The following is a 23,747-nucleotide window of genomic DNA, read 5'->3' on the forward strand; positions in this document are numbered from 1 at the left end:
GAACTTTGCAGCACACAATAAAAATAGCATTTACCGAGTTTATTATTAGTATGGAAAAAATCCTTAAAACCCGCTTGAACAACTTGTTTTTAGATAACAAAGCAGCGCAATTTGCAGTGCAAAATGAAGGTCTACCCGAAGCACAAGACGTCGCCCAACAACAAAATGAAAACAACCAACGGCAACTACTTGATGTAGAAAAACAAGCACTTCGCGAAAAACGATTAAATGACAAAGCGGAACAAAGCCTAGTGCGAACAATTGACCAGCAGCTTAATGTCGAAATCGAAAAACGTATCGAAGAAAGGTTAGAGGATATAGAGCACATCTATAGCAAGATAATAGGCATCGATAAAGCATTGCCAAATTTACTGGATACAATTGGCGTAAGAGCTGCCACCATTTCTAAAATTGAACCGGTAGCCACTGAAATCCCTTGGTTTTATAACGATTTAATGAAGTTAATAAACCAACCAAAATACAAGCGCTTAGACAACAAAGGTAACGTGATTTTAGTTGACAACTTACGTGTTGGGTTGAGCTTTTTTGGCATTGAAAACTTAATCCAGATTGTCACATCACTATCGTTTAGACGCTGGTTACCGCAAATTACCGACCCTTATCCCAAAATAAAAACTCGCATTTGGGAAGAAGCGTTAGCCACCGCGTTATGCTGTAAACAATTAGCCAGTTTCAGTAAAGTTGAGCCTAATCATGCTTTTTGTCTTGGCATGTTCCAACTCATCGGTAAAGTGGTTATTGTCCGGAACTTTTTTCGTATTTTTGACGAAGTACAACGAGAAGCAATAATCGAAGCTGAAAAGTACGCTAAACATGATGCACACCGAGCTTTAAGTAGTATCTCGCCTAACGGAGACTTTTTAAATACTCTGATCGAGAAGCATGCGTTTAATATTAGCACTCAGCTTATCAATAAAATGGATTTGAAAAGAGTGTTCATCGGTAATGCAATGCAAGAGATAAATCAAGACTTAGCTTATGAGCAGCTATCACCTATGGCCAAAGTACTTAAGCAAGGCAGCGCTTATGCCAAGTACCGAATTTTGAAACAACATAAATTAATTGACCTAGCACAAGCGAAAGACTTTGTAAGAACAATGAATCTACCTAAGGGATCTTTAGAAATTCTACAAAAAACAGACATACGTTCATTACAGCTCTCTACATCTGAAACTTAAATTTTTTGAGCATATTCATGCACTTCAATGATGAATGTGCAGTCTATCAAAAAGTCCTGAAACATCGCGTTCAATATGTATTAAACGCGTTAACCTGAAACTTATCCAACCCTCTTTATTGGCTATCCTGCGGGCAAATTGGCTACTCTCATCGGCCCTATTCACTTAGTATGGCTAAGCTGATGGCGTTTCCTTCACCGATCGTAGTCTTGTCATTGCAATGATTTGGCTTTCAAATAATTATTCACTTTTTCTGCAATAAAAGCTTAATCCCTTTAAAAATGCTGGCTTCAGAGATATTTATTACAGACAGCATACATAACATCTGCCATAATAACCTTTCTTTTTCGAACACATTGAGTCATTTTTCACTCTAGTATGTAAGGCCACAATATGAATGTTACCCGCGATTTATTTAATGAAGTAATGGTACCCAATTACAATCCTGCAGCAATTATTCCAGTAAAAGGATTAGGCTCTCGATTATGGGATCAAGCTGGTACCGAATATATTGATTTTGCCGGCGGAATTGCTGTGAACGTGTTAGGCCATTGCCACCCAGAATTGGTCAATACGCTAAAGAAACAAGGTGAAACTTTGTGGCACTTAAGCAATGTGTTAACCAATGAGCCCGCTCTACGCTTAGCCAAAGAACTAGTGAATGTCACCTTCGCAGAAAAAGTCTACTTTGCCAATTCTGGCGCAGAAGCAAACGAAGCGGCGTTAAAACTAGCCAGACGTTACGCTTTAGAGAAATTCAGCGAAGAAAAAAATCAAATCATTGCCTTTAAGCAAGGCTTTCATGGGCGTACTTTTTTCACTGTAACTGTAGGTGGGCAAGCGGCTTACTCTGATGGTTTTGGTCCAAAACCAGGCAATATAGAGCACGTTGAATACAACGATTTAGCGGCACTAGAAGCGCTCATTTCTGACAAAACCTGTGCTGTAATGATGGAACCACTACAAGGCGAAGGCGGCATTATTAGTCCAACCAATGAATTTGCCAAAGGCGTTCGTGCACTATGTGATAAGCACAATGCACTACTTATTTTTGATGAAGTGCAAACTGGTGTTGGCAGAACAGGAGACCTATTCGCTTATATGGGTTTGGATGTAGTGCCAGATATTTTAACTAGTGCCAAAGCGCTGGGTGGCGGTTTCCCGATTGGAGCCATGCTGACCACCACTGCTATTGCCGAACACTTAAAAGTAGGAACACATGGCAGCACCTATGGTGGTAACCCTTTAGCTTGTGCCGTGGCTGAAACCGTACTTAAAATAGTCAACACACCAGAAGTGCTCAATGGCGTAAAACGAAAAGAGCAATTGTACCGCAGCGGCTTACAAGCCATTAACCAAAAATATGCCTGCTTCTCAGAAATACGTGGTAAAGGACTATTAATAGGTGCTGTGTTAAATGAACAATATGCCGGCCGCGCTCGTGACTTTTTAGTGGCTAGCGCAGACGAACAGCTAATGTGCTTAGTTGCTGGAGCCAATGTAATTCGTTTCGCCCCATCTTTAGTCATTCCTGATGAAGATATTCAGCAAGGTCTTGTTCGTTTTGAACGTGCCGTAGCTAAAGTTGTTAATGCGTAATTTGAAGCTAAAGGTAAGTCAGTTAACATGAATATTATTCGCCCAATCCGAGAAAGCGACAATGCGTCGCTTTTTAGCATAGCTCAAGCTTCTGGCGTTGGGTTTACGTCTTTGCCTGTCAACGAAGCCTTATTAACCAATAAAATCAATAAGTCGATTCAATCATTTAACTCTCATGTTACCCAGCCGGGTGATGAGAGCTATTTGTTTGTAATGGAAGATTCTCATACTAAGCACATCGTAGGTACTAGCGGAATTGCGTCAAGTGTTGGTTTAGATGACGCTTTTTATCATTATCATTTAAGTAAAGTAGTGCATGCTTCAAGCGAATTGAACATTTACAACATGGTGGATATTCTTACCCTATGTAACGACTACACTGGCGTATCTGAAATATGCACGTTATTTTTATTACCCGAGGCCCGCAATGGCTTAAATGGTAGATTATTATCTAAATTTCGCTTTTTGTTCATGATGGAACACCAGCATCGATTTTCAGAGACTATCATCGCAGAGATGCGCGGTATTAATAATGAGCATGGCCAATCTCCCTTTTGGCAATGGCTAGAAGAACACTTTTTCTCTATGGACTTTCCAACTGTTGATTATCTGACCGGCATTGGACAAAAACAGTTCATCGCAGAATTAATGCCTAAATACCCAATTTACGTCAGTTTACTGAGTAAAGAAGCGCAAGCTGTAATTGGTCAAGTACATGAAAAAACCAAGCCAGCATTGCAAATGCTAGAACAAGAAGGTTTTAGCTGCCGAGGGTATGTAGATATTTTCGACGCTGGCCCAACAGTAGAGGCAAACCTCAAGCATATACGCAGTGCGCAAGCAAGCCGCCGTTTGCCAGTCAAAATACATACTAGCATTGATCAAGCTGCAGACAGTTATTTTGTCATCAATACCGCAGTAGAGAATTTTAGGGGCATCACCACAAAGCTGCAGGTACATGCTAGTGCCGATTATGTGAATATAGATCAAGAATCTGCCACAGCATTAAATATTTCAGACGGAGACTCTATCCGTTTCGCGCCTACTCACTTCAGGACTTAACCATGAATAATACCACTCATTTTATCGCCGGTAATTGGTTTGCTGGCGAAGGTCATGACATCCGCTCGACCGATCCAGCCAAGAAAAAGGTTATCTGGCAAGCCAAATCTGCTTCACAAAAACAAGTCAACCAAGCGGTAGAAGCTGCACGCTCTGCTTTTGTTTCTTGGCGTAACCTGAGTTTTGAAACACGACTAAGTTTTGTGAAAAAATTTGCTGAACTGCTAGCCGACAATAGACAAGCTCTTGCGTTAACTATTTCGCAAGAAACCGGCAAACCCCTTTGGGAAACCGCCACCGAAGTAGCGGCAATGATTGGTAAAATTGGCTTGTCTGAAAAAGCCTATCATCAACGTACAGGAACAACAGAAAACGCCATGCCCTTAGGCAAAGCCTTTATTCGTCACAAACCACATGGTGTAGTTGCCGTATTTGGTCCTTATAATTTCCCTAGGCATCTACCCAATGGCCATATAGTTCCCGCTTTATTAGCTGGCAACACTATCGTATTTAAGCCGAGTGACCTGACCCCGCTTGTGGCTGAAAAAACCATACAGCTATGGCAATCAGCAGGACTGCCAGCGGGCGTATTAAATATGGTGCAAGGCGAAGTTGAAACCGGCAAGGCATTAGCTGCTCACTCCAACTTAGATGGCTTGTTTTTTACCGGTAGCTCGCGTACCGGAAAAATTCTACATGAACAATACTCTGGTCATCCCGGAAAAATACTAGCGCTTGAGATGGGCGGTAATAACCCGTTAATTGTAAAAGACGTAAAAAATGTCGAAGCAGCGGTACACGACATCATTCAATCAGCATTTGTGACATCAGGTCAACGCTGTACCTGCGCTAGACGTTTGTTTATTGCAAATGATGAAAAAGGTGATGAGATTTTAGCCAGATTAGTCAACGCCACTTCTAAAATAAAAATTGGCGATTACGATGCCGAGGATCAGCCTTTCATGGGCGCAATGATTTCAAAGCAAGCCGCGGCTTCAATGGTACAAGCCCAGCAGCAATTAGTTGATCTAGGTGCAACCTCCCTGCTTGCGCTACAACACTTAGACAGCGAGTCAGGGTTTGTTAGCCCAGAGCATTATCGATGTGGGCAATATTTTGCAACAGTTACCTGACGAAGAACATTTTGGCCCATTATTGAAAGTGATCCGTTATAGTGATTTTGACGAAGCAATTGACGAAGCTAATAACACCAGCTTTGGTTTATCGGCCGGACTATTAAGCGATAGTCAAGCCGACTATCAACACTTTTATAGTCGCATTCGAGCAGGAATAGTTAACTGGAACCGCCCCATTACAGGTGCCAGTGGTGCAGCGCCATTTGGTGGAATAGGCGACAGTGGAAATCACAGAGCAAGTGCTTACTACGCTGCTGACTACTGTTCTTACCCAGTATCATCTGTGGAATTGGATGAAGTTGCTCTTCCAGCAACGTTAAATCCCGGCCTTAGCCTTTAACATCTGCCTAGAGGAAATTTTCATGCAAAATCAAATCGACAACTTGTTTTCTCAGCTCTGGCAAAACTATCTAGCCATTACCCCTTCAGCCGAAAAGATTCACGCGTTGTTGGGCGAATTAGAGGTGTCAGAGAGTAGTCAATCCCCTAAGTTAGTGAATGACCACATTGCTTTGCGTACCTTTAATATTGACAAAATTAACTTATCTAAGTTGGCCGAGCATTTTTTAGCCTTAGGTTATGCCGAAAAAGGGCAATATAATTTTGAACAAAAAAAGTTGGTCGCTAAACACTTTGAATACCCAGACAACTCAAAACCGAAGGTATTCATTAGTGAATTATTGGTTGAAGAAATGCCATTAACGATACAAGCCATTATTCATAAAATGGTCAGTACGGTAGATGATAACGCAGCACAGCAGAGTGATTTTTTATACTCTGGCACCCATTGGCAAGTCAGTATTGAAGAGTATGAAACACTCGCTGCTCATTCAGAATATGCCGCTTGGATGTCTGCTTAGGGATTTAGAGCCAATCACTTCACCATTAGTGTGAATCACCTTAGCAGTATTGAGTCTGTAGAGGCGATTAACCAAGTACTTAAAGAGTCAGGATTTACGCTAAATACCGCGGGCGGTGAAATTAAAGGCGGCCCAAATGTACTGCTAGGTCAGTCGTCTACTATGGCCGATCAGTTCGATGTTCAATTTAGTGACGGTATCAAACAAGTGCCTAGCTGTTTTTACGAATTTGCTCAGCGCTACCCTATGAAGAATGGTGAGCTTTACCAAGGATTTGTTGCCGCTTCAGCAGATAAAATTTTTGAAAGTACGAATAAAAATTGATAATAAATTCACCACGAGGTTGATCAGAACCTTGTGGTGAATTACTTGCTGTATTGTGATTAAACAGTAAAAGAAGAACCGCAACCGCAAGTAGTTGTGGCATTAGGGTTGTTGACTAAAAAGCGAGAGCCTTCTAATCCTTCGGTGTAATCTACTTCTCCGCCTACCAAATATTGTAGACTCATAGGATCAACCACTAAGGTCACTTCATTTTTGTCAATGGTAGTGTCGCCTTCATTGACTTTTTCATCAAAAGTGAAGCCATATTGAAACCCTGAACATCCACCACCGGTTACATATACCCTCAATTTTAGATTTGGATTCTCTTCCTCTTCCACTAAACCTTTTACTTTTTTAGCTGCAGCATCAGAAAACTCAATGGGTAACGCGGTTTGCACCGTCATAACAATAACCTCAACTCAAAATTAAATCTGGAATTAACAGTATGCAATTATCCAGTACTTGACTAATATGGTCAAGTATTCTCTTAACTATCAGACACCAACCAATCAAAGGTGGACGCCAATTCTGCTTTCTTACGTTTATTAACATAAATATCAGCACTTATTGACACTTGCTCTGGCTCAAATCCCTCAGGCAATAACAATTCCCCATCTATTACTTGAAAATATTTGAATCCAAACTTAAATTTATCTTTGCCCGGGTTAACTAACAAAGCGTCAAGTGAGTATTTTTTAGCTTGACCTTTTTCACTGCCCCTTAACTCAATCGACAAATTCCCTCTAAGCATGTTTTTCATTTTATTCTGTTGTATCAACACCAATTCAAAGCGATAAGTATCTAAGCTTAAAGTAGGCTGAACGTAAAAGCCGTCCACTTGTAAACCTTCAGGTGCCGACTCTGGACTCATAACCTGTTGATAAAAAGCTATTTGTGTTTTAAGTGCTTTTTCTCGTTCAATACCCTGCTCAAGCTCAGAAAATGCTTTTTGTTGCGCTAGTTTAGCCACCTCTAACTCAACACCTAAAATATTTAAGTTCTTGATCAGCCTGTTATTTTCCATTTTTAAATTGGCAACACTCTGTTGATGAACAGCAATACTGTCTTCTTGGGCCAAATAATACATATTGCCGGTATGAAAACCCGCGTATAAACACAGGCCCATTACGATAACCAATAGCCAATAGACTTGAAATGCGCCGAATTTCTGTTTTAACTCAGATACTTTCAATCTTCACTCTCTTAAATAAAAAATATATTGGCTTTGCAAACAGCTTCATTCCAATTACTAAGGCTGCTAATATTTGGATTGTATACCCAATATCATTGAAATTGCACGGCGTTGCTAATTAGCCTCTGCAACAGTTTAGCTTTATTAGTTGATTCAGGTGAATGAATGTGGCCAACAAAGATGCAGTTTCAAAGAGCAAGGTCACAATTCAAAGCTATCATCTCTTTAAATGACAATGACCTATGGTAAGCTAAAATAGTTCCCCATTTTTTAATTGGCAGCCTGTGAAACTAGACGCATTCAGACAAGAACTCGCAACACCACGCACTTCAATACAATTGTGTCTAGTGGGGATCATCAGTGGGATTTGTGCCGCTTTGTTGATTATTTTGTTTCGTTTGACGATTGAATGGATACAGTCTTTTTACTTACCAGCAAGTAATCAGTTTGCTCAGCTTGATCCCACCCATCGTTTTGTTATGCCGATCATAGGCGCTTTAGCTATTTTGATTATTGCGTACTTAACTGGTTTTAAATATTACAGAATGGGGATCCCATTTGTCATTCACCGAGTTAAGCACTTTTTTGGCTACATTCCAATTCCTACATCTATTAATCAATTTTTTGGTGGAGCAATTGCCCTCGCCACTGGCTTTTCTGTTGGCCGAGAAGGTCCCTCTGTACACTTGGGAGCATCTGGTAGTACATTTTTTGGTAAATGGTTCAAATTTCCTGAAAACAGCATCAGGATCCTTTCTGGTTGTGGCGTTGCAGCAGCCATATCAGCATCCTTTAATACCCCTTTTGCAGCAGTAATATTTGTTATGGAAGTGATATTTAGAGAATACAAACTCTATATTTTTATTCCTGTTATGTTGGCCGCTGCCTGCGGTACTGTGCTTACCAGAGTCGTATTTGGAGAAGTACAAGAACTAGCTTTTATTCAATTAACTGAATTTAGCCGGTGGATATATTTATATCTGGTATTACTAGGTGTTAGCTTGGGATTCATCGCCTCATTGTTCAATAATAGCTTAATGTATATCGTTGAAAAATTTAGTCGAATAAACATGGTAACCAGATTGCTATTAGCCGGCCTTATTACTGGCGCTATTGGTTTTATAGTACCCGAAGCTCTCGGCGCTCATTTTGATTCGGTTAACCAATTATTTAGTCACGATTCTAGTATATCCTTACTCACTGGCATTTTAGCCGCCAAATTTATTCTAACCATATTTGCAATTGGTCTAGGCATTCCTGGCGGGTTAATGGGACCAGTGTTTGTAATTGGCATGTTAAGTGGCGTAATACTTTGCACACCTTTAGGTTTGTTTGTGGACGATACGAGTGGACTATTTGGCAGTTTTTCATTGCTAGGCATGGCTGGATTAATGACCGCGGTTGTTCATGCTCCGCTCGCTGCCTTATCGGCGGTAATGGAACTGTCTTATAGTCCAGAATTAATATTACCCGCAATTTTAGTCGTGGTACCTGCCTACCTCACTTCCACACAGTTTTTAGGTAACCGTTCTATTTTTATTCGCCAGTTAGACTTTCAAAAGTTACCTTACAGCACTTCTACGGTGACGGAATCGCTACAAAAAACCGGGGTGTTGGCGGTAATGACTCGTAATTTCAAACTATTAACCGAACAAAGCAACGAACTTATTGCTGAACTTAAAACAGACGAAACCTTGAAGCTATTACATATAAATGTACAAGATCCAAGTCATCCAATTTCATTACTAGAATACGACCATGGCATAGATAAAGAAGCTGCTCGCCTAATATCTAACCCTATTCAAGGCTTGAAATTTCAAGCAACCCTTGCCGAAGTATATGCCTTATTACAAAATAAAAGAGCTGGTGCTGTATACATCTACGCAAATACACCTGATAATATTGTGGGTATTGTGACATGGGATATGTTAAGAAATTATCTACATAAAGCCAGTTACTAAGAAAGGATATTAATGACTCTACTTTGGATTAAAGCTCTACACCTGTTTTTCATGGTTGCATGGATGGCTGGTATTTTTTATCTTCCCCGCCTATTTGTTTACCATGCCACTGCAAAAGAACAAGTAGTGCGAGACCAGTTCAAGGTTATGGAAAGGCGATTGTGGTTTTTTGTTACTCCCTTCGCTCTACTGACATTAGTATTTGGTATTTGGTTAATTACCCTATATGGCAAAGATTGGTTTGTTGCAGCTAAATGGTTACATATAAAAATACTGTTAGTTTTTGCAATTTATATCTATCATTGCTATTTGTATGTATTGGTAAAACAATTCGCTAGAGATGAAAACAAGCACTCTGCGCGATTTTACCGATTTTTGAATGAGGCACCTGTTTTAGTTTTGCTGGCAGTGATTAGTTTAGCTGTGGTGAAATCTTGGTAGCTTAATTTCCCATATATTACGTTCGGAATAATAAAAATGGATATGGATCAAAAGAAATTAAGACAATTGCTACAAAATTCTGACAAAACTTTTGAGCAGTATCAGCAGCATCCTAGCTCTGATAGTTTCGCAGAGGAATACGAACAAGCAAAAAACGAGTTAAATCAATACATGGCGCAAGTCCGCAAATCTATCTCACATAAAAGCCCTTAAACTAAGGGCTGTTCACCTTTCTATTATTTAAATATGACAGAAACATGACATTCATCCCATCCTAGTCTTTAACCCCTCCTTCAGAAAATGTTACACTCTAAAGAGCACGTTACGAGTCAGTCTAGCTCAAGACTTGATTGCTATTATTCTTCAAATCCACCAAAGAGCTCAAATTCATGTCAGATAAATTAGCCGGACACTTTTCCGAAATCCTTTCAATCTTAGGAGAGGACGTCACGCGAGGCGGTCTAGTTGACACTCCTACCAGAGCAGCAAAAGCCATACAGTTTCTAACAGATGGATATCATAAATCAATCGAAGAAGTAGTAAATGGCGCCATATTCGAAGCTGATACCGATGAAATGGTTGTCGTACAAGATATTGAGTATTACTCGTTATGTGAGCATCACATGTTACCTTTTATCGGCCGTTGTCATATTGCATATTTGCCCCAAGGAAAGGTACTAGGTCTATCTAAGTTTGCCCGAATAGTCGACATGTACGCGCGCAGACTACAAATTCAGGAAGGGCTAACCAAGCAAATAGCGAATGCCGTACAAAAGGTCACAGGAGCAGCCGGAGTGGGGGTTATTATGGAAGGTAAACACATGTGTATGATGATGCGCGGTGTGCAAAAACAAAGCTCATCGATGACTACCTCAGTCATGCTAGGCTCATTTCGCGAATCAAATGCTACTCGCAATGAGTTTTTACGTTTAATAGGGAAATAGTTTCCCACTTTCAAAGGTAAAACAAAGGATTAAGCGCTACGCGCACAGGGCATCCGCTTCGCTTACTTTTATGCTTCGCAAATGGGATCATGATTGACTATATTGAACTTGGCTGCCCCTATCAATACGCATACATCAAAACGATTTAATCGCACTTATCGAAGTGAAGTGTTGAACTTATATCTGTTCAACAATTTACACGAAGTGAAAGAAACCACATCGAAATGGATAAATATTTACGCCAAAGAAAGACCGCATGACTCGCTCAATGACATGACGCCAAACGAGTACAAGAATGCGGCATATCAATTCTACGAAGAAGCTGTTTTAAGAATAGGATATTTACATAGCCAAGCCAACACCATACCAGTTGTGTTGAACAAACTAAAAAAGAGAACTGCATGAGTAAACAGAAGAACAGCTTACTTCTGCCCACAATACTTACCCAGCATAGGTTTTGGCATAATTCTTCTATAATCTCTTAGAATAGGATTAATCGAATAAGCGATGATAATTTGTTACTTTTCGCACTAAACCTAGCATATTAGTGCCCTAATAAAGGGCAAGTTATAACCAAAAATGAGTATTATCAATGTTAAGAAAAATCTGTTTAACTGCTTTTGTATTTTGCACCCTGTTATTTCAGCAAAGTCAATTAATCGCCGCTGATTATAGCCAATATGGACCTAAGCAATTTGATGTAGAAAATAAATGGACAGCCATTGTAGCGGCATATGCGCCAGAAATTAAAGCCATAGACAGCGCCTTTGAAAAATTAAACGACGCCAAAATTGAAAAAACGCTGAAAATACGTGGAGTAGAATATCAATTAGGCACCTACAAAGGTGAACCCGTGGTTATTTTTACCACGGGGATTAGCGTGCCAAATGCCGCTATGACCATGCAAATGGCCCTAGATTACTTCCCTATTGATCGGGTAGTAATGATGGGGATCGCCGGGGGTATTAACCCAGAATTTACCCCCGGTGACATTGCCGTTCCAGCTCGTTGGTACTTTCACGACGAGTCAGTGTACCCAAACCCCGATCCTAAAAGTCCAGGGAATATATACTGCCTGATTATTACGAGCACGCCTTAAAGGAGTACAAATCCAGAGAACTCAAGGATCCCCATGCACCAGCTTACGAGAACTTTGGATTTGTGCACCCAGAAGAAATGGCGGTCATCAAACAAGGTTGGGACAGCCCTCAACAAATGCCATATTTTACCGCGACTCCGCAGTTGATAGAGCTAACCAAAAAAGCGGTAAAAGCCGTCAGCCCAATTAAAATGCCTTCTGGACATCCAATAAAGATTCAAGTGGGCGGTAATGGCGTAACCGGCTCATTGTTTTTGGATAATGCCGATTACCGTAAATGGTTGCAACGAGTTTACAAAGCCCAAGTCAGTGAAATGGAATCTGCCGCGGTTGGCCAAGTATGTTTTGTTAACGACGTAGACTGGATCATCATTCGTTCTGTCAGCGACTTGGCTGGGGGCCAGCAAGGTAAAAATGTAGAAAACGTTTTCGACGGCATTGCCTCTGGAACTGGCACAAAATTAATGATTGGCCTACTCGATCAAATTGTTCAACTGCAAGAATAAAGATCAGCACATGGCTACTAGCTAAAAATAAAGGCTGGCTGGAAAACTATACCACCAGCCTTGTTAATTGCCTCACTCACCCTGTGTCAACACAAAAACTCTTGCGGAATACACAGAAGCTCCCTATTAAAAAAGGGAGAAGGAACCTTCGGAACCAAAATTTAAAGCAAATTATTTGTCTAGCCAGTCAGTTTTAATTCTGACATTGAATAAAAATATTAACTCAAGGCTGAGAATGACTTTTACTTTGTTAGGCGAGTCCCCTTCAAATGTCTTACTCAGAGCATGTATCATGCTTATCTCAATCCCCCTTCTAGGTGTTAGACATAAGAGATTATACGGCGAAATTAAACAGTAAATTTGAAGTGCTGTCATTAAATATACATCGATTAAAATTTATTCTGTTTTGTTTTGGTTTTAACTTTACTATACTCGTGAAACAAAAATGTCTACTAAGATAAAGATGTCAGCCAAATCTCCCACCAATACTTCCGCTAAGAAACAAAGCTCTATCCATTCAAGTAAACTTGAAGCCGTTCTTAACACGGTCATTGATGGCATTGTTACGATTAACAATAAAGGAGTGATCTTAAGCTTTAATCCTTCAGCAGAACGCATATTCGGTTACAGTGTGAATGAAGTTTTGGGTAAAAATGTCAAGATTTTGATGCCAAACCCTTATCATGATGAACATGACGGGTATCTACAAAACTATCTATCAACAGGCAATAAAAAAGTTATCGGTAAAGGACGGCAAGTAGAAGCCCAACGTAAAGATGGCAGTATATTTTCCATGGAGTTGGGGCTAAATGAGATGGTAATAGACAACGAGACTATGTTTGTAGGTACTATCAGAGACATTTCTGACCGAAAATTTGCTGAACAAGCGTTGAAAGAAAATCAAGCCAAACTACAAGCAATCGTTGATCATACTGTCGATGGATTAATCACCATCAATGAGAAAGGGATGATTGAGACATTTAACAGAGCTTGTGAAGATATTTTCGGGTACAGTGCAAGTGAAGTTATTGATAAAAACGTCAAAATGCTCATGCCAGAACCCTATCATGGAGAGCATGATAACTATTTAAATAACTACCACAAGTCAGGCAACAAAAAAATTATAGGCCTTGGGCGTGAAGTAAAAGGCCGACGTAAGAACGGAAGTACCTTCCCACTGGACTTATCGGTAAGTGAGGTAAATGTAAACGGCCTTAGATTGTATAGCGGTATTGTGCGTGATATTACAGAACAGAAAAAATCAGAAGAAGCTATAAGGCAAGCAAATGCTGAATTAGAGGAGTTTTCATATCGCACTTCACATGATTTACGTTCGCCTTTGGTTTCATCTATTAAATTACTAGATATGGTTCAATTCGCGATACAAAATGATGAAAAAGATCAGGCCTTAATGAGTATTGGCTATGTACAAAAGTCTCTATATCAATTAGAAAGCCTTGTTAAAGATATATTGACTTTAGCACAAGTCACAAAAGAACCTGAAAACGTCGAGTTAGTGAATATAGAGACATTAGTTAGTCAGGCACTAGATAAGCTTCAACATATGGATAACTTTGATCGTTTAGTCATAGAAAGGGACATGCGTTTTAATGACCAATTTTTGACAAAGAAAAATCGTTTAGTATTAATTATCGAAAACTTGCTTTCCAATGCAGTGAAGTATCAAGACCTTAAAAAAGACGCATCTTTTTTACAGATATCCTCATATCAAGAAGATAATCACTTAGTACTTAAGGTTAGTGATAATGGACTTGGAATACCTGAAAACCAGCAAAACCAACTATTCCAAATGTTTAAACGTTTTCATCCCAAAATAGCGTTCGGTTCAGGCTTAGGTTTATATATGATGAAAAAAAGCGTAGACATACTTGAAGGAAAAATAAGATTCGAGAACCAAAACGATGGTTGTGCATTCATAGTTACATTACCCATGTCCCTCAGCCAAAAAAGCTTGTAGCTTAAAGAGATATTTATGAAAAAACATTCAGTGTTAGTAGTGGAAGACAGTGAAATTGATCAATATATTGTGAAGTACATGATTCAAAAATTTGATCCGGAATTAGAAATATTGCAAGCACTAGACGGACAAGAGGCCCTTGAAATTCTAACCACTTTGAATGAACAACCCATCGTCATATTTTTGGATATTAATATGCCACGCATGAACGGTCACGAATTTTTGAAGGAATACGAACAAAGCCAAATAAACAAAACACCGGTTGTTATGCTCAGCTCATCATTCCAAAAATCAGATAGAGAGCAATGTCTCATGCATAAGTGTGTAAAGAACTATATAGCAAAACCAATAGATGTATCTCATTTAGACTCAGTATTTGCACTAGCCAATAATTATGGTTAAACAAATGCCATCCTATAAAGCTAAACCAATTGAGACACCCATAGTAGTAATGGGTGTTAAACCATTTCAGTTAGCGCTTTTCTAATCCATTCGGTTTAAATTATGCGCCAGACAACCCAATTGACGATGTTAACGGGTATGATGACGTGATTTTGTGGGGTGAACCAATTGAGACACCCATGACAAAATCGAGCTTTAAACCATCTAAGCTCCCGCTTTTCTAATCCATTCGGTTTAAATTATGCTCAAGACAACTAAATTGACGATGTTAGCGGGTATGATGGCGTGATTTTGTGGGATGTGGTGAATATCAGGCGTCGCCTGGCTTCAACAGTGATGTTGATGAGGTTTGTTACTTTGGAAAAAAGGCTAAGCGTGTTTAAGTAGGGCTTTGGCTTTACCTATGCCTCGTATTTTTTGATGTTGGGTGTGTAGGCTGAAGTTTCGCATTAAATGTTCACTGCCTACAGCATAACAAAAGTGCTTTTCGAATTCTGTGGTTAAGGTCAGCCATTGTTCGTCGTTTAGGCCTAGCCTTTGTAGAATGGGCTGTTGCTGTGTATCGATTAATCCTGACTTATCATCTCTGATAACACGACCTGTGGTGTCGATGAGGTCGCAGTAATCTTTTAGTGAAAAAGCGATGCCTCTCGGCATGTTTTGCCTATGAGGTTGCCAACAAATGGCATTAAACCTTTGGGTTGCTGGTGGTGTCTCAAAGCTTGTATCCGAGTTTGAATACTGGTGTGGTCAGAGTCCTCAGGTGTGTTGGCCATATTGGCGCGAATGGGGTTTAAGTCCACGTAAGCCATGCAGGCCAGTAGGGCTGATTTATCGAGTAGTGCTTGAGACTTAAACCGTCCTTCCCAGAATCTGCCTGTGCAGGCATCTTCTTTGTTGGCTTCTCGGGCTATGTACTCATTAAGATTACGCATCAACCAACTGATGTCATACAAACGCATCCGGTAAATTTCAACGGTTTCTAGAAGGGTATGCCGCTCACTCTTGCTCAACGTGTCATCTCGCATAAACCGCTGCGACAACAAGGTGCCTTTATGCAGTTGATGCCAGCGAACGAGCACTTGTTTCACCGTCCAGCGCTCAGCCAAGGGTTTGTTCACGCACAGCACCACATGAGTGTGATTGCTCATCACCGCATAGGCGCAAATGTCGATAGCAAAGATGCGGCTTAAATGAAGCAAGCGTGTTTCAACCCAAGTCCGCCTATGTTCATAGCTCTGGCCTGTCAACGTATCTTCACCACACAAAAATGAACGGCGAACACAGCGCGAAACACAATGATAATAAGGGGTGTCGACTAAACTGATTTGGCTTTTACGAGACTGAGGCATCATGGCCATCCTTGGTTGAATCACTACCATTAGTCTAGTTCAAATTGCGGATTCGTCGAATTTAATCATGGGTGTCTTGATTAGGGGGTGTCTTGATTGGTTGCCATCTTGATTGATTGCCGCGTTCTGTAACACTCCCCAAACAAAGCTAAGTAACTTGCAATTTGAATGGTTATATTTGTATTGAAATTTACTGTCGGTGTCTGGTTAGGTGTCTAGATAACCCCTGATATCTGCATTGGAATTTATGATGGGTGTCTAGTTAAAATGGTTTCTACCTTACCATCTCAGAATCCAACTTGAATTTGACCGAACAATTTAACTAAATGGCGATGTATAAAAATCTAACATTAGAATGTGCAAACAATATGTACTGATCTTAAAAAGCCTACACAGGTGGTAGAACATCTATTGATTGGCGAATTTACTTTTCTGCATAAACTTCAACTCTATTGCGGCCTTGCCCTTTAGCCATGTATAACGCAATATCTGCTTTTTTATAAAGTTCATCATAATTGGCGAACTGCATATTACCCATCACCACACCAATACTCGCAGTAACATTTAATTTGTGTAGATGAGACATGTTTTCAATACAAATTCTCATACGTTCAGCAAACGAACGAGCAGAATCAATATCCTTGCACATATTCAAAATGACAAATTCTTCTCCGCCAATTCGAGCAAACGAGTCATTTTCACGGCAAACCTTGCCGATGGCTTCAGCTATGGCAACCAGCACTTGATCGCCCACGTCGTGCCCAAAAGTATCGTTAATTCTTTTGAAGTGATCGAGGTCAAGCAGTAAGAACGCCAAAGGTACACTTTTCCCCTTTATTTGACCAATTTTGTGCTCTAAAAAACGACGGTTTCCTGCGCCTGTTAAGGGATCTGTTTCTGAGGCAAGCTTTAAATTTTGGTTTGAGGCTTCTAATCGAGAGATAGCCTGCTTTCTGAGCATTAAAACTAAGAACAGCACTAAACTAAGCAACGAAAAGACAATTCCAGCGAGTAAATACCAAGCGTTAAGCCTTGATTCTCGTTCACTGACCAGTAATTCCTCTTGAAGTTTTATATAATCACGCTCTTGCTTTAACTGGCTTTCTAGCTTTTCTACCATGCCTTTTTGGATAAGAGGTTGAACCACGTTTCTTCTTTTAATATATTTCGCTTGCGTGTTTGCAGCGGCCCGAAAGTATTCTTGGCTCAGCTCTAACTCGGCTAACTTTTCGTACAGCGCCATTTCACTTTCAACAGAAATTTTGTCTTTAACTTCGACTATTCCTGTACGATACAAAGCAATTGCTTGATCGATTCTATCAGTTTTTATTAAAACCTCGGCTAACCCCAAATAAGCGGCGGCAACCGCTGGCGGGTAGGCGCCGCCCTTTTTGTCATCGATTACAAATCTATATAAGTCTTGTGCGGCAGATAATTCATTTAATGCTTTGTATACATGAGCTAAGGTGACAGAAGCCTCACTGAAACTAAAATCACTAATATGCGCCTTACTATCTATTACTTTCAAAAGCAGCTTTTTGGCTGTCATTGGTTTGCCTGATTTAAGTAATGACACACTTAAACCAACGGTGGCATTCATTTGCATTTCAATGTCATTAATTTCGGTATTAATTTTTATCGATTTTTCGAAATATACTGCTGCGTTAGAATAATCATTTTGCGTGTTTAGCATATTACCTAAGTTATTATAAATCATCGCTAAGTCTCGAAGGTCACCACTTTTCTTCGCAAATTTAAGCGCTTCAAGGTAAAGCTTCATGGCATTTTCATGATCAACTAAAAGCTCATACAAAACCCCTAACACCCTATTAGCCGTTGAAATTAAATGGGGATTTTCCGTTAGAATTGCGCTATCAATGGCTTGATTCAAATGTGTAAAAGCCAGTTGGTTCAACCCCTGGTACATTTCAGCATGGCCTAGCAAGCGTAACGCTTTTGCTTTATTAAATTGCCCTAGCGTGGCATCAGGAAACGTTAAAACTTGGCTCGCGTAATGCGCTGCTTTTTTCGGATCGACAAAAAGATAGAAGTGACTTAGTTCAAGTAATGGTGCAATACGTTCTTCTGCACCTAAAGGGAGTTCGACTAGCTCTGTTCTTAACAGCTCAACTTTAGCTTCATCGGCAAAAACAGACTGACATACGTACAAAGAAAAAAGCAATACTACTATGTACTTAATCATCTGCGACCTTTATCACTAAGAGTAACTTCAATATACATCATCGTGTTAATTTACAGTATTTTTGCGATCGTAGCAGAAAAGAATGATCTATTATATTCAAGTCCCCTCCAAATACCCTTGGTAGTCGACCTGTTTGACTGCAACCTTTAATGCAGTTAAATATTCTTTACTGTATAATCTCGCGCAATAAACCATCGCCATGCTTAGCTAAACATTTAAGCCAAGGTATATTACATTAGCGTTAGTGACTAAATTGTCATATAGCGCTGCTCTGAATAATAGATGCCTATCTAGGTATAAGTTAAAAGCTTTAACCAAACGATTTAGAGTCCTTTGAAAAGAGTCAGATGAGACCCCTATGACAGTACAACAATTCGATCCAAATGCCAGCCCCAAAAGTAGTAACTCGGCAGCTAGCCAAACCACTACTTTAGACATACCAGCCAAAATGATCGAGCAACAAGCCGAACAAAACACTCCTCATGCCAATGGCTCTAAAATTGGTTTTATCAGCTTAGGCTGCCCCAAAAACCTTGTGGATTCTGAGCGCATTTTAACCCAGTTACGCACCGAAGGTTACGAAGTAGTACCCAATTACGATAACGCCGATATGGTCATTGTAAATACCTGTGGTTTTATTGATTCTGCAGTCCAAGAGTCTTTGGACACGATTGGTGAAGCTCTTAGTGAAAACGGCAAAGTGTTAGTAACCGGGTGTTTGGGTGCGAAAAAAGACGAAATTATTGAGTTACATCCAAATGTATTAGGGGTCACCGGACCTCATGCTTACGACGAAGTACTGACCCAGGTGCATCAACACGTAGCGAAGCCCGTGCATAACCCTTTTATTGATTTAGTGCCACCACAAGGAGTGAAGTTAACCCCTAAACACTACGCCTATTTAAAAATATCTGAAGGCTGCAATCACCGATGCACGTTTTGCATTATTCCCTCAATGCGCGGCGATTTAGACTCACGTCCAGTTGGAGACGTTTTAGGTGAAGCTCAGCGTTTGGTTAAAGCGGGGGTCAAAGAGCTATTGGTAATTTCTCAAGATACGTCAGCTTATGGTGTAGATGTAAAACACAAAACTGACTTTTGGGATGGCATGCCTGTCAAAACCCATATGCAGCAATTATGCGAAGAATTAGGCAAGCAAGGTGTATGGGTACGTTTGCATTATGTTTACCCCTACCCACATGTAGACAAAATCATACCATTAATGGCTGAAGGAAAAATATTACCTTACTTAGATATTCCTTTTCAGCATGCCAATAAACGTATTCTTAAATTAATGAAACGCCCCGGCAGCTCAGAGCGTGTATTAGAGCGTATTGCCAAGTGGCGTGAGATATGCCCTGAATTAGTCATTCGCTCCACTTTTATTGTCGGCTTTCCATGCGAAACAGAGCAAGAATTTGAAGAGTTATTAAACTTTTTAAAAGAAGCTCAACTTGATCGCGTAGGCTGTTTTAAATATTCGCCGGTAGAAGGTGCCACCGCCAACGATTTGCCAGACCATGTACCTGATGAGGTTATGGAACAAAGACTACAACGCTTTATGGCCGTGCAAGCCGAAATCAGCGCTGCTAAATTACAAACACGAATTGGTCAAGAATATTTGGTATTAATTGATGAAGTTGACACTGAAGGCGCCATAGGTCGCTCTTATATGGATGCACCTGAAGTTGACGGTAAAGTCTATTTAACTGACGAATTTGATGTACAACCAGGTGATCTAGTCTGGGTACAAATCATTCATGCTGACGAACACGATGTGTGGGGCGTTAGGGTCGAAGAATAAGTATTCAGATACGTTTCACTGTGCTTAAAAATGAAAAAGATGATTGCGCCAATCATCTTTTTTTGCCTAGCAAAAGGCACTCGGCTAGCCATACCAATCCATACTAATAAGTGATCTCTCAAAGTGCACAGTGATTTAATGGAATTGGCATTGTATATAATCGGAGTTATTACAAACTTGCATCAGCCGTTTGCCAAAAGGGAAAAAAATGACGGAGCAAATCTTAGATCTAGTCAGGTACTGGACGACTTCTGATTTTTGGTATGCTAGATGGTGAAGGTACAGAGTCTAAGGATCTAGATAATTGTTGTGGCCACAGCGCTAAATGGCACGGCTACCTCTTCATGCAGTAAGTGTTGCAGACAACATGTTTATCCATTGTTTTCATGGCACGACCACCAGATAATAAGACTCACAAGGAACACAAAAATGTTCGTTATTAAAAAAGCGTTTAATCTTGTTCTTAATAGATCAGGGTATTGTTCATTGGTATATTTTTTAAGCCTAATCACCTTCACAAGTCAAGCTCACGACGGACACGCCTATGCTACGCATTGGTTTGCTTGCGAATATAAAAAGCTAAATGACAGCTGTAATTACTTAAGTAAAAACACCCTATATAAAGGCTCTTGTCGTTCAATTAAATCTGCAATGATGTGCGTCAAAAACCAGCCATTGGTGATGATTAAACGAGTAAATGAACAGGAGAAAACGGACTTAAATAACTCCCCTCATATCCTTCAACACAAAAATGAGACAGAGTTAGCTGCTGTGAAAATAAACCAATAAAAGATTATTTGTATGCAGCAATTGTAATTCTATCTTCCTGAGGAATATGTCAATTGAATAGTCAATTATTAATTCAGGATGCATAGTTATTTAACGGATGGGTATAAGTTACAATCACACGCATATTGCTTCGCTCTAATAGACTACAGCACTATCATTAGTATCAAAATGAATACCTCTCGACCAATAGGAGTTTGTACATTGTGGGAGCATCAGTAAACGATTTAGCGCAAGTAATCCAAATAGTGGTTGCCCCCATTTTTATGCTAACAGGCATCGCTGGTTTTCTAAATGTAATGTCTGGACGCTTGGGGCGCATTGTAGATCGCGCTCGAATTATGGAACGCCGCGTTCATACAATAAAGAATCCAGATTTTCTCGACCAATCTGAAAAAGAGCTTAAAAATTTATGGCGTAGAATTATTTTGATTAACCGCTCAATAGGCTTGTGCACCGCCTGTGCGTTATTCGTGTGTTCTGTGGTGGTATTGTTATTTTTAAGTGATTTTTTAGCTTTTGATTTCAGTCAAACAATTGTTGCGCTATTTGTTATCGCTCTATTCTTACTGATCTTTGCGCTATTAACTTTTTTGAAAGAAGTACAACTGGCCACCAAAACCTTACAAATGGGCAAAGAAATAATCGAAGACTAACACCTATCTCTACTATAAATTAGCAGCCAATTTACCAATTAATACCAATTAAGACACCCATTAATACCAATTAAGACACCCATCACTAATACCAATCGCCAATCATGGGTGTCTTGATTAGCTTTTGATTAGCTCGCTGCTTCTCGATCAGATATCGGTACTTATATCGCCTGTCATTCCGGTAGTCTTTTAAGCCGGAATCGGTTTGCGCTTCACGCTCAATTCAAAGCCACACAAGCCAGCTACTCCTCATCAATATTCAATTATGGGTGTCTTGATTGGGGGATTGTTAAGAGTACTGTATGGCAAGTGTTAACAATCGATGTTATTGCAACAAGCGAAAATAAAGCTATTATAGCTACAAATAAAGATTCATTGAAAGAGATTTAAAAGGTAAAAAATGATAAATAAATGTAAACCACTCCATTTATTTGGTGCTTGTTGCTCTCATGTATTATTGCTCTTTAGTGTGCTTTGCTCTCAACCACTATTTGCAACGCAGCCTCCACCTAACGTAATTGTTATATTAACTGACGACCAAGGTTACGGTGACATTGGAGCACACGGTAATCCATGGCTAAAAACGCCAACAATGGATGAGCTATATAATACCAGCACGCGTTTTACTGACTTTCATGTAGACCCTACTTGTTCGCCTACTCGTGCGGCATTAATGACGGGGAAATATTCAACGAAAGTCGGAGTATGGTTAACCTATGCTAGTCGACATCACTTATTAAAAAATGAGCTGAGCATGGCAGACGTGTTTTCAAGCAATGGCTACAAAACCGCTATTTTTGGTAAGTGGCATTTAGGCGACAATTATCCTTTTAGGCCTCAAGACCGGGGTTTTGAAGAGGTGTTTATTCATGGTGGCGGGTCAATTGGTGAAACGCCTGACTATTGGGGCAACGATTATTATAATGATGTTTATTTTCATAATGGCAAACCGGAAAAAGTAAATGGTTATGCTACCGATGTGTGGTTTGAAAAAACCATTAACTTCATTCAACAAAATAAACACCAGCCTTTTTTGTTTATTTACCACTGAATGCAGCTCATAGCCCCTTAAATATTCCTGAGAAGTACACTAAGCCTTATTTAGATAATCCTAAAATATCATCTAAGCAAGCCAACTTTTATGGCACGTTAGCCAACGTCGACCAAAATCTTAATAAACTTCGCCAGCAATTAGTTGCACTAAATTTAGACAAAAACACCCTCTTACTATTTCTTAACGACAATGGCACCGGACATGGAGCAACACTCAAAAACCCACAAGACAAACGAAGCAATAATGGTTGGGCGATCCAAGGATATAACGCTGGTTTACGAGGTAAAAAAGCATCCGTTTATGAAGGAGGGCATAGGGCGATGTTATTTATGCACTGGCCAAGAGGTGGTTTAAATAAAGGCCAGAACTTTAGCGGCTTAACTAGCCATTTTGATTTATTACCAACGCTAATTGAGTTGTGTAATTTAACTATGCCTAAACCAACAAAATTTGACGGTATTTCTTTAGCTCCGTACTTAGTTGCAAACTCATCCCCCGATAACATAGCGCCAGAACGTACACTTTTTGTTCATCACCAAGGTCGTTCAATAAAAGGTGTTGGAGAAGGGAAGCTCATTAAAAATAAAGATTACTCAGTAATGACCAATAAATGGCGCATGGTGGGTAATGAATTGTATGATATTCATAATGATCCAGGCCAACGGCATGATATAAGTCAACAGCACCCAAATGTGGTTAAAGAGCTTAACATCGCTTACCAGTTATGGTGGCAAGATATTGAAGCAGCGGACGATAATTATGCTCCATTTATTATCAACCCTAAAAAACAACCACGCGTAAAAATTACCACACAAAATTTATTAGGTGGTGATGTGTATTATAGCCAGCATGATAACCGCGCTGGAAAGCTTGCTACTAAAAGCTTCGCTGTTATTGATGTTGAGCAAGCAGGCAAATATCAAATTAGATTACGCCGCTATCCTGATGAAGTAAATTTAGCCATGAACGCGCTTGCACCGAACTTTGCTATAGATCCTAAGATTCATGATCAAGCCTTTAAATTCTATCAGTACCCAAGTAAACAATTATCTATTAGCCACGCCCAATTAACACTCGGTGAGATAACATTTAGACAAGTCGTCCCCCCAATGCAAAGGAAGTGGTTTTCACGGTTGATTTAGCGCTTGGTGAGCAAAAAATAAGTACTAACTTGCAATTAGCCAATGGG

General features: G+C 39.9%; 14 protein-coding genes and 6 pseudogenes. 16 read left to right on the top strand and 4 right to left on the bottom strand.

All coding sequences use genetic code 11. From position 1 onward, the window contains the following. Nucleotides 1-50: 50 nt before the first annotated feature. The 5 genes and pseudogenes from RS130_RS01655 to RS130_RS01675 all read left to right on the top strand — a co-directional run bounded on the left by RS130_RS01655 (nt 51) and on the right by RS130_RS01675 (nt 6,180). Nucleotides 51-1,199 (top strand): HDOD domain-containing protein, encoded by a 1,149-nt coding sequence (locus RS130_RS01655; protein ID WP_316024507.1) that lies wholly within the window; start codon nt 51-53, stop codon nt 1,197-1,199. Nucleotides 1,200-1,592: 393 nt separating this feature from the next. Next, a complete protein-coding gene (locus RS130_RS01660) occupies nt 1,593-2,798 on the top strand; it encodes an aspartate aminotransferase family protein (protein ID WP_316024508.1) in 1,206 nt (401 codons plus the stop codon). 27 nt (nt 2,799-2,825) lie between these two features. After that, on the top strand, nt 2,826-3,860 hold the full coding sequence (astA, locus tag RS130_RS01665) for an arginine N-succinyltransferase (RefSeq protein WP_316024509.1): 1,035 nt from the start codon (nt 2,826-2,828) through the stop codon (nt 3,858-3,860). Nucleotides 3,861-3,862: 2 nt separating this feature from the next. Beyond that, nucleotides 3,863-5,336, top strand: a pseudogene (astD, locus tag RS130_RS01670) (succinylglutamate-semialdehyde dehydrogenase). A 22-nt stretch (nt 5,337-5,358) separates the two neighbouring features. Next, nucleotides 5,359-6,180 (top strand): annotated as a pseudogene (locus RS130_RS01675) (2-oxoadipate dioxygenase/decarboxylase family protein). A 59-nt stretch (nt 6,181-6,239) separates the two neighbouring features. Here the strand turns inward: RS130_RS01675 and erpA are convergent. Together erpA and RS130_RS01685 are read right to left on the bottom strand one after the other, a co-directional pair. Continuing rightward, on the bottom strand, nt 6,240-6,584 hold the full coding sequence (gene erpA, locus RS130_RS01680) for an iron-sulfur cluster insertion protein ErpA (RefSeq protein WP_316024510.1): 345 nt from the start codon (nt 6,582-6,584) through the stop codon (nt 6,240-6,242). 83 nt (nt 6,585-6,667) lie between these two features. Further along, a complete protein-coding gene (locus tag RS130_RS01685; protein WP_316024511.1) occupies nt 6,668-7,372 on the bottom strand; it encodes a DUF6776 family protein in 705 nt (234 codons plus the stop codon). Nucleotides 7,373-7,656: 284 nt separating this feature from the next. On the opposite strand from RS130_RS01685, the gene RS130_RS01690 reads away from it, so the two are divergent. The 8 genes and pseudogenes from RS130_RS01690 (at nt 7,657) to RS130_RS01725 (ending at nt 14,703) form a co-directional block, all read left to right on the top strand. Continuing rightward, nucleotides 7,657-9,333, top strand: coding sequence for a chloride channel protein (locus RS130_RS01690; protein ID WP_316024512.1), 1,677 nt, complete (start codon nt 7,657-7,659; stop codon nt 9,331-9,333). 12 nt (nt 9,334-9,345) lie between these two features. Beyond that, nucleotides 9,346-9,774, top strand: a complete 429-nt coding sequence (locus tag RS130_RS01695; protein ID WP_316024513.1) for a CopD family protein — start codon at nt 9,346-9,348, stop codon at nt 9,772-9,774. Nucleotides 9,775-9,810: 36 nt separating this feature from the next. After that, nucleotides 9,811-9,987: a hypothetical protein gene (locus tag RS130_RS01700; protein WP_316024514.1), complete on the top strand. Its 177-nt coding sequence runs from the start codon at nt 9,811-9,813 to the stop codon at nt 9,985-9,987. A gap of 176 nt (nt 9,988-10,163) precedes the next feature. Further along, entirely contained in the window at nt 10,164-10,718 is a 555-nt protein-coding gene (gene folE / locus RS130_RS01705) for a GTP cyclohydrolase I FolE (protein ID WP_316024515.1), read from the top strand. 138 nt (nt 10,719-10,856) lie between these two features. Beyond that, a pseudogene (locus RS130_RS23660) lies at nt 10,857-11,009 on the top strand (integrase core domain-containing protein); the annotation flags it as partial. Between the two features lie 301 nt (nt 11,010-11,310). After that, nucleotides 11,311-12,323: pseudogene (locus RS130_RS01715) on the top strand (5'-methylthioadenosine/S-adenosylhomocysteine nucleosidase family protein). Between the two features lie 463 nt (nt 12,324-12,786). Continuing rightward, nucleotides 12,787-14,301: a PAS domain S-box protein gene (locus RS130_RS01720; RefSeq protein WP_316024517.1), complete on the top strand. Its 1,515-nt coding sequence runs from the start codon at nt 12,787-12,789 to the stop codon at nt 14,299-14,301. Nucleotides 14,302-14,316: 15 nt separating this feature from the next. Next, the gene (locus RS130_RS01725; protein ID WP_316024518.1) at nt 14,317-14,703 is read left to right on the top strand and encodes a response regulator; all 387 of its coding nucleotides are present in this window, start codon (nt 14,317-14,319) and stop codon (nt 14,701-14,703) included. Nucleotides 14,704-15,072: 369 nt separating this feature from the next. Here RS130_RS01725 and RS130_RS01730 read toward each other — a convergent pair. Both RS130_RS01730 and RS130_RS01735 read right to left on the bottom strand, forming a co-directional pair. Continuing rightward, a pseudogene (locus tag RS130_RS01730) lies at nt 15,073-16,055 on the bottom strand (transposase). Nucleotides 16,056-16,479: 424 nt separating this feature from the next. After that, nucleotides 16,480-18,258, bottom strand: coding sequence for a diguanylate cyclase (locus tag RS130_RS01735; RefSeq protein ID WP_316024519.1), 1,779 nt, complete (start codon nt 18,256-18,258; stop codon nt 16,480-16,482). Nucleotides 18,259-18,616: 358 nt separating this feature from the next. Here RS130_RS01735 and rimO point away from each other — a divergent pair, with 358 nt between their 5' ends. The 3 genes and pseudogenes from rimO (at nt 18,617) to RS130_RS01750 (ending at nt 23,700) form a co-directional block, all read left to right on the top strand. Continuing rightward, entirely contained in the window at nt 18,617-20,062 is a 1,446-nt protein-coding gene (rimO, locus tag RS130_RS01740) for a 30S ribosomal protein S12 methylthiotransferase RimO (protein WP_316024520.1), read from the top strand. 992 nt (nt 20,063-21,054) lie between these two features. After that, a complete protein-coding gene (locus tag RS130_RS01745; RefSeq protein WP_316024521.1) occupies nt 21,055-21,504 on the top strand; it encodes a DUF2721 domain-containing protein in 450 nt (149 codons plus the stop codon). A 400-nt stretch (nt 21,505-21,904) separates the two neighbouring features. Then, nucleotides 21,905-23,700, top strand: a pseudogene (locus RS130_RS01750) (arylsulfatase). Nucleotides 23,701-23,747 lie beyond the last annotated feature (47 nt).

The organism is Paraglaciecola aquimarina, assembly GCF_032464635.1.
In the GTDB taxonomy this organism is placed as follows: Bacteria; Pseudomonadota; Gammaproteobacteria; order Enterobacterales; family Alteromonadaceae; genus Paraglaciecola; species Paraglaciecola aquimarina.